We start from the raw sequence: 12,622 nt of genomic DNA, 5'->3' as shown, positions 1-12,622 counted from the left end.
GACCGCCGCCGGGCCGTGGTCAGCCGGCGCGCCCGGCGGTCGTCCGCGCCGGTGTGCGGCGGGCCGAGCGGCCCACGCGGGTCACCAGCAGCAGCGCCACGATCAGGTACGGCACCGCGGCCACCGCGAACGCGACCGGATTGCCGGCCCCGGTGGCGAGCAGGCCGTAGCCGCCGTAGACCGCGATGACCGTCACGTCGGTGGCCATCCCGGCCAGCGATGTGACGGTGGCGCGACTGCCCCCGGTGATCCGGGCCTGCAACCGGGCGTCGGCGAGCACGGTGGCGAGCTGGAAGCCGCAGAACGCGGCCGCGACCAACGCGAAGCCGGCCGGCCGGGCGGACAGCGCCCCCGCGACCAGGGCCAGGGCCGACAGCGCCAGCAGGCCGGCGTACCCCCGGGCGGTCAGCCGCTCCCCCGCCGGGGCCAGCAGGCCTCCCACGGCCACCCCGAGCCAGGTGAGCAGGAGCAGCAGCGGCACGGTCGCCTCGCCGACGCCGGTGTCCCGGGCCAGCAGCGGGGTGTACTCGTCGAGGGCGCCCCAGACCGCCGCGACGACCGCGACCAGCAGCACCGCCGCGCGCACGGTCCGGTCGGCGCGGACCTCGGCGAGCCCCGCGCGCAGGCTCGCCCACCAGCCGAGGTCCTCGTCGTCGTCGTCCGCCCCGCCGTCGTGCCCGGTCCGCTCCGGTCCCCCGTCACGCCCGGTCCCGTCCGGTCCCCCGTCGCCCACGGCGAAGGCGGGGGCGGCGTCGAGATCGGCGGGCGCGGCGTCGGCCCGGACGGAGTCGGCGTCGGCCCGGACGGGCGCGGCGTCGAGATCGGCGGTCTCGGGTCGACGGTGTTCCGGGAGGCGGGTGGCGACGGCGGCGGCGAGCAGGCAGGCGAGCACGCTCGCCACACCGACGGCCGGGTAGCCGCCGACGGCGAACACGGGGCCGGCCAGCAGAATCGAGGCGAGCACGCCGATCGTCCCGGCCGTCTTCGCCCGGCCGATGACGCGGGCGTAGCGGCCGGCGGCGCCCAGGCGGTCGAGTTCGGTGAAGACCAGCGCCTCCAGCGCGCCCGAGGCGAGCGCCCCGCCGGCGCCCCAGAGCACGAACCCGACGGCGAAGGCCGGGTACGAGGGCACGAGCACCCAGAGGGCGAAGCCGGCGGCGGTGAGCACCGGCGCGAGGCTGAGCAGCAGCCGCCGGGAAACCGCGTCGGCGAACGCGCCGGAGGGCACCTCCAGCAGGATGCTGGCGGCCGACCAGATCACGAACAGCGACGAGATCTGCCACACCGACAGGCCGGTGTCGCTGAACAGCAGCGCGTACAGCGGATAGAGCAGGACGAGTTCGCTGAGGAACGCGTACCCGTAGAGGGTGGCCGCCAGCCGGCGGACGCGCGCGTCGGACGCGCGCGGAGGGTGGACAGTCATGGGACCTTCCCGTGAGGACGAAGCGGACGCCGGACGTACGGCGACCGCGGCGGCCCACGGCAGTGGCCCCTAGCAGTGCATCAACATCGCCACGTCATGCCGCGATGGTAGCCGCGCCGGCCCGGGCCGTCACGCCCTTCGCCGGACACACGCCGGGGTGGGATCCGATGTGGATCCCACCCCGGCGGCGTGGTCAGCGGCGGCGTTGCTCGCCCTCCAGCGGCGGGATCACCATGGTGGCCTCGCTGTCCTCGCCGGCCGGGCGGGCCGGGACGGTGGCGCCGCCCGAGGTGACCCGGGTGGCGTCCGGGTCGCCCTGTCGCGGCACGGGCACGGTCGGGTCGGTGTCGGCGCGGGGACCGGAGACCACCTGCGTGGCGTCCGGGTCCGCCCCGACCCGCGGGGCGGAGACCACCTGGGTGGCCTCCGGGTCGGTGTCGACGCGCGGGCCCGAGACCACCTGCGTGGCGTCCGGGTCGCCGTCGTGCGTGGCCGCCGCGGCGAGGTGGGCCTCGCTGTCGCGGCGTCCGGCCTGGTAGGCGCGCGCGTGCGTGGCGATCAGCCGCGACTCCTGCTCGGCCCGGCTCAGCCACGACTCCCAGCGGCTCTGCATGGGGCGGATCAGCCCGCCGCCCACCCCGACGACGAGGATGCCGCCGACGGTGGCCAGCACCGCGATCAGCACCGGAGTGGTGACCGCGGTGGCCACGCCGATCTGGTTGAGCGCGGCGATGACGCCCAGGCCGAGGATGAACACGGAGGCGATGGTGGCCAGGAGCCGGCCGTACGACAGCCCGCCGAGGGCGCCGCTGATGATGTCCTTCACCGCGTTGGCGATGGCGGCGGCCACCACGACGATGACGATCGCGACGAAGGCCCGGGGTAGCCAGGCGATCACACCCGCGATCAGGTCGGAGATGGGGTTCGGCCCCCAGATGCCGAAGGCCAGCTGGAGGGTCACCAGCAGCACGCCGTAGTAGGCGAGCTTGGCGACGATGTCGCTGGCGTCGTACCGGGAGCGGGCCAGGGCCCGACGGACCCCACCGCGTTCCACGGCACGGTCGAAGCCCACCCGCTCCAGCACCTTGTCCACGATCTTCAGCACGGCCTTGGCGATCAGCCAGCCGACCACCAGGATCGCCACGAAGGCGACGGCCTTGGGCAGGAACAGCATCACCGACCGGAGGGCGTCCCCCACCGCGTCGCCGAAGTTGTCTCTCATCGGAATTCCTCCACACGGCATCCGGGTTCGTCCGGCCCGACCTACCCCGGGCGGCGACCTGGGAAACGCCCGGTCAGCGGCGCCGGCAGCCGTAGGACACCGGGGTCTGGGCCTGCACGGGAGCCGGTGAGGTGATGTTGACCGTGGCCATCTCGGTCGTGCTGCCCACGCCGCTGAAGGCCCAGCGCAGCGTCAACTCGACGGTGCGCTGGCCGCGCCCGACCCGCTCGGTCAGCAGGCTGCCGGGCGCGCTGCCGGTGCGCAGCCACTGGTAGCGGATCTCCCCCGCCCGGCCGTTCGTCGACACGGTGGCGACCACGTCGACGGTGACGTCGCACCGGTCGCCGGCCGGCTGCGGAACCGCCACCGTCACCCCGGTCACCTCCAGCGGGCTGATCCGCTGCCAGAGGTGGAGGCCGACGGCGACGAGCAGGGCTACGGTCAGCAGGGTCGACAGCACCGAGGCCACCGTCCGCCACGCCGACCGCCGGCGCGGCGGCGCCGGCCACGCGGGTGCCGGTGGCGGGGCCGTCGGCACGCCCGGCCCGAACCGCACCTCCCCGCCGGGCGGGGCGGCGGGCCCGGCGGGCCCGCCGAACGGCGTCCCCGGGCCGGGCCCGGTGGTACGCCCGGCACCGGCCGCGTGCCCGACCTCCGTGGCCGTCGCCCGGGCGGTCCACTCCCCCGGTGCGGTCCACTCCCCCGGTGCGGTCCACTCCCCCGGTGCGTGCCGCGCCGCCGGCCACGGCCCGGGTCCCCCGCCCGGGGCGCGCCGCGGCATCGTCGCCTCGCCTGGTTCCGGGCGCACGGTCGCCGCACCGTGGGCCGGAGGCGCCGTCGGCTCCCCCACCGCCAGGTGCGCGGTCGCCTCACCCGAAGCCGGGGATGGTGCCATGCCCGCCAGGTGCACCGTCGCGTCGCGGGAAGGCAGGTGCGCCGTCGTTTCCTCCGCCGCCGGGCGCATGGTCGCCTCGCCGGTGGCAAGGCGCGCGGTCGGCTCTCCACCGGCCAAATACACCGTCGCGTCGCGGGAAGGCAGGTGGGCGGTCGGCTCCGCCCGTGGCGGCGGCTGGTGGACGTTCAGGCGGGCGGTCGCCGCGCCGTCGTCCGGCTGGCGGCGGGCGGGCAGCGCCTCGGTCGGGTCGTTCGGCTGGGTCACGGCGGCCCGCCCTCCGTCGTCGTGGTCGGCATCGAAGTGTCGGGCGTCAGCCCGGCGTGCAGAACGAGCGCAGCGTCACGTACACCGGCGGGCCCTCGGGCGAGGCGTTGCCGGCCTCGTCCACGGCGACGACCCGGACCGGGATCCGGGTGCTGGTCTTCGGCTGGGGCAGCTCGCCCAGGACGCCCCGGAACACCCCGCGCCCGCCCGCCGCCATGGGCACCTCGGTGGCGCGACCGTCCAGCGTGTAGCGCAGGCTCACCCTCAGCTCCCCGGTGGCCGTACGGTCGTCGGCGACGACCGCGGAGATCGTGCTGGACGTCGGCCCGTACGGGCAGCCGCGCGGGTCGAGTTCGCCCGGGCTGGCCGCGACCCGGCCGACGGAGGGCGCGACGGTGTCCGCGGGCGCGGCGCTGGCGCTGGCCGACGCGGTCGGCGGGGCGGGGGCCGACGTCGTCGGCGCGCCGGTACCGGTCGGCTCCGGTGCGGCCGTCGTCGCCGTGGGTGCGACGGGAGGGGTCGGGGTGGGCGTCGTCCCGGCCGTCGGGCTCGGCGCGGGGGCCGACGCGGAGGGCGCACCTGTCGGCTCCGCCGGCGCCTCGGGTGCGGTCGTCCCGGCGGCGGGCAGCGGCTCGTCGCGGCCGGCGTAGCTGAACCCGGCGCCGCCGAGCAGCAGCGCCGCCGCCAGCCCGCCGCCGACCAGCGCCGCGCGGGCCCGGCCGGACCGCAGCCACGTCCACCGGCCCGTCGCCTCGCCGAACGCGGTGCTGGCCAGGCTGGTGGCCCCGCCGGTGCCGTCCGGGAACGGCAGGAGGGCGGCGAGCAGGGCCGCCCGCCGGGCCAGCTCGCGCAGGCCACGCTCCTCCCACCGCCGCCCGTACGCGTCGGCTGCCACCCGCTCCAGCACGGCGAGGAAGACCTGGGCGGGTTGCGGCCGCTCGGCCGGTTGCTTGGCCATGCCGTGCCGCAGCAGTTCGTGCACCGGCTCGGGGGCCGCGTCGGTGGGGACCGGCGCGTGGGCGTGCTGCTGACGCAGGGTGAGCAGGTCCCGCCCGTCGAAGGGCGGGCGACCGGTGAGGCACTCGTAGAAGGTGGCGGTGGCCGCGTAGATGTCGCAGGCCGGGCTCGCCGGGGCGCCCGTCCACTGCTCGGGGGCCATGTAGCGGGGAGTGCCGGTGACGCTGACCCCGGAGCCCGCACCCACCGGCATGGCGATGCCGAAATCGGCCAGTTTGCTGGTGCCCTCGGCGGTGACCAGGACGTTCTCCGGCTTGTAGTCGCGGTGCACGACGCCCCGGGCGTGCGCCGCGCCGAGCCCGGCGAGGGAGCCCTTGAGGACGCAGAGCGCCGACTCCGGCGTCGTCGCTCCGTGCGCGCGCAGCAGCTGCCGCAGCGACACGCCGTTGACCAGTTCCATGACGATCGCCGCGCCGCCGGGCGACTCGACGTACTCGTAGAGGCGGGAGACGTGCGGGTCGTCGATGTCGGCCAGGAGCCGGGCCTCGGCGCGGAACGCGGTGCGGAACGCCGGGTCGTCGCCGATGCCGCCGGTGAGGTACTTGATCGCCACCGGGGTGCCGGTCGCCTCGTGCACGGCGAGGTCCACCCGGCCGGACGCGCCGGCGCCGAGCTGCCGTACCGGGCGGTAGCCGGAGACCTGCCAGCCGGTCACGCGTTCACCTCCCCGATCCGGGGACGGTGGGGCCGTCCCCCGGTCGCCATTGTGGTCGCGGGAGCCGGCGCGGCCATCGGCGCAACGGCTGCTTCCGGCCCCCGGACGTCCGGGGCGTCCCGGCGGGTGGCGGCATGGTCGGTTACGGACACACGTCACTGGTACCACCCGCCGGCAACCGCACCCGCGCCACGGCGCTCCCGGCCGGGCCGGCTGGACTAGGGTGCAGGCCGTGGGCAGCGAGGCGACTCCCGAGGCAGCGACCCGTCGGCCGATGACGACCCGGCGGTGGCTCACTGTCCTGTTGCTGACGATGACCGCCCTGGTCCTGCTCGGTGGGGGCGCCGGCGCCGCCGCGCTGAGGCACACCGCCGCGGTCTCCAACCACCTCGCCGACCAGGTCGCCCCGGCCCGTACGGCGGTCGGCCAGCTCGACAGCGGCCTGCTCGCCCAGGCGGCGGCCGTACGCGGCCACGTCGTCACCGCCGACCCGCGCTTCCTCGACGCGTACCGGCGGGGCGTCGAGAGCGAACGCGCGACCATGTCCCGGCTGCACGAACTGCTCGCCGGCGAGCCGGAGGCGCTGGCCGACCTGGACCGGGCGCGGCGGCTGGCCGACCGCTGGCGCACCGGGTACGCCGAACGCCTGGTCGCCTCCCGGCAGGCCGGCGGGACGCCGGAGGAGCTGGCGCCGCTGGTGACCGGGGACGCGGAGGCCTTCGCGGCGGTACGCGCCGAGCTGACCGGGCTGGTCGGCCGCCTCGACGCGATCCGGGACGCCGGCCGGGACGACCTCGACCGGGCCCGGGCGTTGCGGGACCTGACCTTCGTGGCGATCCTGGCGGCCCTGCTGCTGTGCGGGATCGTCGGATCCGTGCTGGTGCGCACGAGGGTGCTGCGCCCGCTGGACCGGCTGGGCGCCTCGGTGCGGCAGGTGGCCGGCGGCGACTTCCGGCACCGGCTGCGGCCCGACGGCCCCGCCGACATCGCCCGGCTGACCAGTGACGTGGAGACGATGCGCCGCACCGTGGTGGAGGCGTGGGAGCGCAGCCAGCACGACCGGGACGCCCTGGAACAGCAGGCGGCCGAGCTGCGCCGCTCCAACGAGGACCTGGAGCAGTTCGCGTACGTGGCGTCGCACGACCTGCAGGAGCCGCTGCGCAAGGTGGCGTCGTTCTGCCAGATGCTGGAGCGCCGCTACGCCGACCAGCTCGACGACCGCGCCCGGCAGTACATCGGCTTCGCCGTCGACGGGGCCAGCCGGATGCAGGAGCTGATCAGCGACCTGCTGACGTTCTCCCGGATCGGCCGGGTCTACGGCGAGCTGCGGGAGGTCGACCTGGCCGAGGTGTTCGCGCAGGCCGAGTCGAACCTGTCCCGGGCGGTGGACGAGTCCGGCGCGACGATCACCCGCGACCCGCTGCCCACCGTGCGGGGCGAGCCGACCCTGCTGACCATGCTCTGGCAGAACCTGCTGGGCAACGCGGTCAAGTTCCGCAGCCCCGACCGGGCGCCGCTGATCCGGGTGACGGTGACGGACACCCCACACGACTGGTCCTTCGCCGTCGAGGACAACGGCATCGGCATCGACCCCCGGTACGCCGAGAAGATCTTCGTCATCTTCCAGCGCCTGCACCCCCGTGGCACGTACCCGGGCACCGGCATCGGGCTCGCGGTGTGCAAGAAGGTCGTCGAGTTCCACGGCGGCACGTTGAGCCTGGACGAGGCGTACCGCGACGGGACCCGCTTCGTGTTCACGATGCCGCGGCTGCCGACGGCGGTCGTACCCGCGCAGCCGGGCGAACCGGCCGCGGAGTCGGCGGCCGGGCTCTGAGAGCCTGCCCGCCGCCCCGGGTCAGGCCTGCGGGCGCCGGTGGCCGTCACCGGGCACCGGCGCGGCGGGTTCCGGGCGCTGCGCCGCCGGTGGCTCCGCGTCGCGGGTGAACTTGTCGAAGAAGCGCAGCAGCTCCACCGGGAACGGCATCACCAGCGTGCTGTTCTTCTCGGCCGCCACGTCCACCACCGTCTGCAACAGCCGCAGCTGGTAGGCCCCCGGCGTGCCCGCCATCGCCCGGGACGCGTCGGCGAGCCGGCGGGACGCCTGGTACTCGCCGTCGGCGGCGATCACCCGGGCGCGGCGTTCGCGTTCCGCCTCGGCCTGGCGGGACATCGACCGTTTCATCCCCTCGGGCAGCGCGACGTCCTTGACCTCGACCCGCTCGATCAGCAGCCCCCACGGCCCCTCCGTCGGCGCGTCGATGACCGCCTTCAGCTCGGCGTTGACCCGGTCCCGGTCGCCGAGCACGGTGTCCAGGTCGGCCTTGCCGATCACCGAACGCAGGGCGGTCTGCGCCACCTGGAGCACGGCCGAGGGGTAGTCGCGGACGTTGACCAGCGCCTTCACCGGGTCGACGACCCGGTAGTAGACCACCGCGTCGACGGTGAGGGTGACGTTGTCCCGGGTGATCGCCCCCTGCGGGGGCACCCCGATGACGGTCGTCTGCATGCTGACCCGGACCATCCGGTCGGCGACCGGGACGATCAGCCGCAGGCCGGGCTCCCGGACCGGCGTCAGCACCCGGCCGAAGCGGAAGACGACGCCGCGCTGGTACTGCTGCACCAGCCGGACGCTCAGCGCGCCGACGAGCGCCAGGAGCGCGGCCACGATCACCACGCCGACGACAACCGCTGCCACGGCACCCCCGATCCGAACGGCTCCCCGGGCCGCCCCTTTCCCGCTGCGCCGGGAAGTAGTCCCGGCACCGGCGGTGGCCGGCCGGCCCGTCGGATCAGCCGGTCGACCCGCCGCGGCCGGAGAGGCGGGCGACCACCAGCGCGATCCCGCACGCCGCGACGGCGCTCAGCGGGGCGATCAGGAAGCCGACGGTCACCTCCCCCACCGCGTCCAGCACCACGCCGGTCACCGCCGCGCCGCCCGCGCTGCCCACCGAGAACGCCGTCGCCGCCCAGGCGAACGCCTCGGCCACCGTGCCGGTGGGCGCCACGTCGTCGATCGCGACGAAGGCGATGGTCAGCAGCGCCGGCAGCGCGAGCCCGCTGACCGCCATCAGCGCCAGCATCGCGGGCGGGGCCGGGGTGAGCAGCAACGGCAGGTAGCCGGCGGCGAAGACGCCGACCACGCGCGGCAGCGTGGCGTGCCGGCGCAGTCCGCCGAAGCGCACGTAGAGCAGGCCGCCGACCAGCGCCCCGGTGGCCTGCGCGGCGAGCAGCCAGCCGGCCCAGGACCGGGCCCCGGCCGCCTCGGCGTATCCGGTCGCGGCGACGGTCACGCTGCCCACCGCCGCGCCGACCAGCAGCAGCGCCCCGAGGACCAGGCGGAGCCGGCCGGCGCGCAGCGGCCCGGCCCAGTGGCGTACCGCCGGCTCGCCCCGCCAGCGCCGGACCGCGTCGGTCGTGGCGAACCACGCGGTGCCGGCGGCCTGGAAGCCCGCGGCGGCGGCCAGACCGCCGGTCGGGCCGGCCAGGCCCACGGCGGCGAGCGTGACCACCGGGCCGAGGATGAAGATCAGCTCCTGGACGGCGATGTCCAGGGTGTACGCGGTCTGCACCCGGTGCGCGGGGAGCAGGTCGCGCCAGAGCACCCGCAGGCACGACTCGAACGGCGGCGCGCCCGCCCCGGCCAGGACGGCGGCGAACACGGTGACCGGCAGGTTGACGTGCGCGGCGGTGAGGGCGAAGCCGATCGTCGACGCCGCCACGGAGAGCCACAGCACCGGCGGCTGCCGCCAGCGCTGCGCCATCCGGGCGAGCATCGGCTGGCCCACGGCGGTGCCGGCGGTGAACGCGCCGACCAGCAGGCCCGCGACGGTCAGCGTCATCGTCTCCCGGGCGAAGACGAGCAGGGCCAGCGGTGCCGCGCCGAGCGGGAGCCGGCCGAGCAGGCTGGCCGCCAGGACCCGGGCGGTCTGCGGCGCCCGGAGCACCGCGAGGGCGGAGGTGTCGGTGGGGTCGGCGGGCGGACGGTCGGCGGGCGGTACGAGTTGGCGGTGATCGGATCCGGGCATGACTGAGCGCTCCCGAGCGTGGCGGAGATGGACCGGAGAACGGTGGAGTGCCGGGCCGGTCAGGGAACGTAGTCGGAGCGATCGTGGCCGTCGCCGTAGAGCGGGAGGTCCGGGGTGACCCAGCGGCCGTGCACGGCGGCGACGGCATGCGGTGGGATCACGGTGGACAGTCTAGACCCGGACGCCGCCACCGCGGGGGGCCAGTCGCGCCGGATTGGCCCTGGCCGCCCCGCCGACCGGCCCCCCTACGATGACGGCCCACGACTTGCCGCACCGCCGGGAGGACGTCATGCGGGAGCGCTTCGCCGACCTGTCCACGCCGCTGATCGCCGACGCCTGCGTACGCCTCGGCGTGCCCCCGCGCGCGGCGCCGGCCGGGATCCGGGCGGTCGTCCCCGGTCACCGCCTCGTGGGCCGGGCGCTGCCGGTGCGCCACCACGGCAGCGTGGACGTGTTCCTGGAGGCGTACGGGAACGCGACCCCGGGCGACGTGCTCGTGATCGACAACGGCGGCCGGAGCGACGAGGCGTGCGTCGGGGACCTGGCGGTGCTGGAGGGCGTCGCGGCCGGGATCGCCGGGCTCGTCGTCTGGGGCCTGCACCGGGACACGCCCGAGCTGGTGGAGATCGGCCTGCCCGTCTTCAGCTACGGCAGCCTCCCGTCCGGCCCGGCCCGCCTCGATGCGCGGGAGCCGGAGACGCTCACCAGCGCCCGGGTCGGGCCGCACGTGGTGACCGCCGACGACCTCGTCGTCGCCGACGACGACGGGGTGCTGTTCGTGCCCGCCGCGCGGGCCACCGAGCTGTTCGCGGCAGCGGAGCGCATCGGGACCGTCGAGCGGGTCCAGGCGCGGCGGATCCGCGCCGGGGAGACGCTGCGGGAGCAGACCGCCTTCGCCGACTACCTGGCCCGCCGCGCCGCCGACCCCGCCCACACCTTCCGGCAGCACCTGCGGCAGGTCGGCGGGGCGATCGAGGAGTGACCGCGTGCCACCCGCAGGCGCGCATGAGGGTGGTCATAGCGGCTGGACGCCCCACCGTGGCGGGCTGCTAGCCTCGTCGGCAGGTCATGAGCGCCAGCGTCAAGCCCCGGCTCGCTGGCCGGCAGCCCTCGTCCGCGCAGGGGTGCCCCGGGTGAGGACCAGGCACCGGAGCGACTCCGGTGCAAGCGCGGCCTGGTTCCCAGGTCGTCCCGACCGAGGAGAGCCATGTCCGTCCGCATCTGCGCCCCACCGGCGGTCCCCGCCGTGGCCCCGACGTCGCCGGCGCTGATCCGGCGCCGCCACATCGACATGATGCGGGTCTGCGCCACCTCCTGTCGCCCCGGCGACGCGCGCTAGCCGCGCCACCCCTTCTTCCCTGCACCATTCCAGCGGTACGCCCACCGGGCGCACCGTCGGCGACGCGCGCCCCGTGCCCGTCGCCGCAGACACCTCATCGGAGACACCTGTGCGAATCCTGTCCTCCCTCACCCGCGCCGCCGCCCTCGGCGTGGCCGCCGTCCTGGCCGCCACCGCCCTGACCGCCTGCGGCGACGACGCGGCCGGCGCGGCCGACAACCCGTACGGCCTGCTCCAGCCGGGCGTGCTGCGCGCCGGCACGCTCACCGACGCCCCGCCGAACGTCTACCTCAAGGACGGCAAGTTCACCGGCTTCGACAACGACCTGCTCGTCGCGGTCGCCGGGAAGGTCGGCCTGAAGGTGGAGTTCGTCGGCACCGACTTCTCCGCCCTGCTCTCCCAGGTCAACAACCGCAAGTTCGACGTCGGCAGCTCCTCGATCACGATCACCGAGGCGCGCAGGAAGACCGTCGACTTCGGCAACGGCTACGACTTCGGCCACTTCGGACTCGACGTGCCGGCCGGCTCGCCGATCACCGGCTTCGACCAGCTCGCCGGCAAGCGGGTCGTGGTCGTGCAGGGCACCGTCCAGGACGACTACGCCACCGGCGAGGGGCTCGACCCGGTCCGGGTGCCCGACTACAACGGCGCGATCAACCAGCTCAAGGCCGGCACGGCCGACGCCTGGATCGCCCCCGCCGAGATCGGCGACAAGTCGGCCGCCGACAGCGCCGGCAAGATCACCGTGGCGGCCAAGCTGCTCAGCCCGGCCCCGACGGCGTACGCGTTCGCCAAGGGCAACGACAAGCTGCGCGAGGCGCTCGACAAGGGCCTCGACGAGGTGATCGCGGACGGCACGTGGAGCCGCCTGCAGGCCCGGTACTACCCGGGCCGCCCGATCCCGGCCGACTTCACGCCGGGCAGCGGCACGGTCGCGGTGCCGTCGGCGTCGGCCACCTCCTGAGACGTACGGACGACGAGCGAGCGGGGCGGTAGGAGCGACGATGGATCCGTTGAGCACCCTGTGGGAGACCTTCTTCGACGCAGACTCCATGCGCGAGGCGCTGCCCGAGATGCTGACGGTGGGGCTGCCCAACACGCTGATCCTGGCGATCTCCGCCGCCCTGCTCGGCTCGGTGCTGGGCATGGCGCTGGCCGTCGCGGGCATCTCGCGTACGCGCTGGTTGCGGTGGCCGGCGCGGGTCTACACCGACGTGTTCCGCGGCCTGCCCGCCGCGGCGACGATCCTGCTCATCGGCGTCGGCCTGGCGCCGCTGGGCATGCAGGTGTGGGGGCCCAACCCGTATCCCCTGGGCATCCTGGCGCTGTCGCTGATCGCGGCGGCCTACATCGGCGAGATCTTCCGCTCCGGCATCCAGTCGGTGGAGGCCGCCCAGCTGGAGGGGGCCCGGGCGCTGGGGCTGTCCTGGGGCGAGGCGATGCGCCTGGTCATCGTGCCGCAGGGGATCCGGCGGGTGCTGCCGGCCTGGGTGAACCAGCTGATCGCGCTGATCAAGGACTCCAGCCTGGTCTACTTCCTCGGCCTGCTGGCCAGCCAGCGGGAGCTGTTCCGGATCGGGCAGGACTACGCGGCGAACACCGGCAACCAGTCGGCGCTGCTGCTGGCCGGGCTGTGCTACCTGACGCTGACGGTTCCGCTGACGCACGCCGTCAACTGGATCGACCGGCGGCTGCGGCACGGCCGGCAGGCCACCGCGCCGGCTGACGGCGACGACCTCGACCTGGCGCTGCCGGGCGCGGCGGGAGGGAACCAGCGATGAG

Annotated in this window: 10 protein-coding genes, 1 pseudogene and 1 riboswitch; of the genes and pseudogenes, 5 read left to right on the top strand and 6 right to left on the bottom strand. The window is 75.7% G+C overall.

Features of this window, described 5'->3' with window-relative positions:
• Positions 1–19: 19 nt before the first annotated feature.
• The 4 genes and pseudogenes from EV374_RS25415 to EV374_RS25400 all read right to left on the bottom strand — a co-directional run bounded on the left by EV374_RS25415 (position 20) and on the right by EV374_RS25400 (position 5,476).
• Entirely contained in the window at positions 20–1,423 is a 1,404-nt protein-coding gene (locus tag EV374_RS25415) for an MFS transporter (RefSeq protein ID WP_132239566.1), read from the bottom strand.
• A gap of 442 nt (positions 1,424–1,865) precedes the next feature.
• Positions 1,866–2,666: pseudogene (locus EV374_RS25410) on the bottom strand (membrane protein); the annotation flags it as partial.
• Positions 2,667–2,718: 52 nt separating this feature from the next.
• Complete coding sequence (locus tag EV374_RS25405; RefSeq protein WP_132239562.1) at positions 2,719–3,804, bottom strand: hypothetical protein; 1,086 nt, start codon at positions 3,802–3,804, stop codon at positions 2,719–2,721.
• Positions 3,805–3,850: 46 nt separating this feature from the next.
• Entirely contained in the window at positions 3,851–5,476 is a 1,626-nt protein-coding gene (locus EV374_RS25400; RefSeq protein ID WP_132239560.1) for a serine/threonine-protein kinase, read from the bottom strand.
• Positions 5,477–5,750: 274 nt separating this feature from the next.
• Between EV374_RS25400 and EV374_RS25395 the strand changes: the two genes are divergently transcribed.
• A complete protein-coding gene (locus EV374_RS25395; RefSeq protein WP_132239558.1) occupies positions 5,751–7,310 on the top strand; it encodes an ATP-binding protein in 1,560 nt (519 codons plus the stop codon).
• 21 nt (positions 7,311–7,331) lie between these two features.
• On the opposite strand, the gene EV374_RS25390 is transcribed toward EV374_RS25395, so the two are convergent.
• Together EV374_RS25390 and EV374_RS25385 are read right to left on the bottom strand one after the other, a co-directional pair.
• Entirely contained in the window at positions 7,332–8,171 is an 840-nt protein-coding gene (locus tag EV374_RS25390; RefSeq protein WP_132239556.1) for an SPFH domain-containing protein, read from the bottom strand.
• Positions 8,172–8,265: 94 nt separating this feature from the next.
• On the bottom strand, positions 8,266–9,501 hold the full coding sequence (locus EV374_RS25385) for an MFS transporter (RefSeq protein ID WP_132239554.1): 1,236 nt from the start codon (positions 9,499–9,501) through the stop codon (positions 8,266–8,268).
• Positions 9,502–9,790: 289 nt separating this feature from the next.
• Between EV374_RS25385 and EV374_RS25380 the strand changes: the two genes are divergently transcribed.
• From EV374_RS25380 to EV374_RS25370, 4 genes are all read left to right on the top strand, one after another.
• Positions 9,791–10,483 carry an RraA family protein gene (locus tag EV374_RS25380; RefSeq protein ID WP_132239552.1) on the top strand — a complete coding sequence of 231 codons (693 nt, stop codon included), beginning with the start codon at positions 9,791–9,793 and terminating at the stop codon, positions 10,481–10,483.
• A gap of 82 nt (positions 10,484–10,565) precedes the next feature.
• A riboswitch (SAM riboswitch) is annotated at positions 10,566–10,677 on the top strand.
• A gap of 31 nt (positions 10,678–10,708) precedes the next feature.
• Complete coding sequence (locus EV374_RS33610; RefSeq protein WP_484514332.1) at positions 10,709–10,840, top strand: hypothetical protein; 132 nt, start codon at positions 10,709–10,711, stop codon at positions 10,838–10,840.
• A 109-nt stretch (positions 10,841–10,949) separates the two neighbouring features.
• Positions 10,950–11,804: an ABC transporter substrate-binding protein gene (locus EV374_RS25375; RefSeq protein WP_132239550.1), complete on the top strand. Its 855-nt coding sequence runs from the start codon at positions 10,950–10,952 to the stop codon at positions 11,802–11,804.
• A gap of 40 nt (positions 11,805–11,844) precedes the next feature.
• Positions 11,845–12,621, top strand: coding sequence for an amino acid ABC transporter permease (locus tag EV374_RS25370; protein ID WP_132239548.1), 777 nt, complete (start codon positions 11,845–11,847; stop codon positions 12,619–12,621).
• The last annotated feature ends 1 nt before the right edge of the window (position 12,622 follow it).

It is taken from the genome of Micromonospora sp. CNZ303, from assembly GCF_004345505.1.
Note: the sequence above shows the minus strand (reverse complement) of the source record. Positions and strands in the feature narration are given on the sequence as shown.

Coding starts and splice junctions, on each gene's coding strand:
- EV374_RS25385 (WP_132239554.1), bottom strand. CDS start 9,501: ATGCCCGGATCCGATCACCGCCAACTCGTACCGCCCGCCGACCGTCCG.
- EV374_RS25380 (WP_132239552.1), top strand. CDS start 9,791: ATGCGGGAGCGCTTCGCCGACCTGTCCACGCCGCTGATCGCCGACGCC.
- EV374_RS33610 (WP_484514332.1), top strand. CDS start 10,709: ATGTCCGTCCGCATCTGCGCCCCACCGGCGGTCCCCGCCGTGGCCCCG.
- EV374_RS25395 (WP_132239558.1), top strand. CDS start 5,751: ATGACGACCCGGCGGTGGCTCACTGTCCTGTTGCTGACGATGACCGCC.
- EV374_RS25415 (WP_132239566.1), bottom strand. CDS start 1,423: ATGACTGTCCACCCTCCGCGCGCGTCCGACGCGCGCGTCCGCCGGCTG.
- EV374_RS25370 (WP_132239548.1), top strand. CDS start 11,845: ATGGATCCGTTGAGCACCCTGTGGGAGACCTTCTTCGACGCAGACTCC.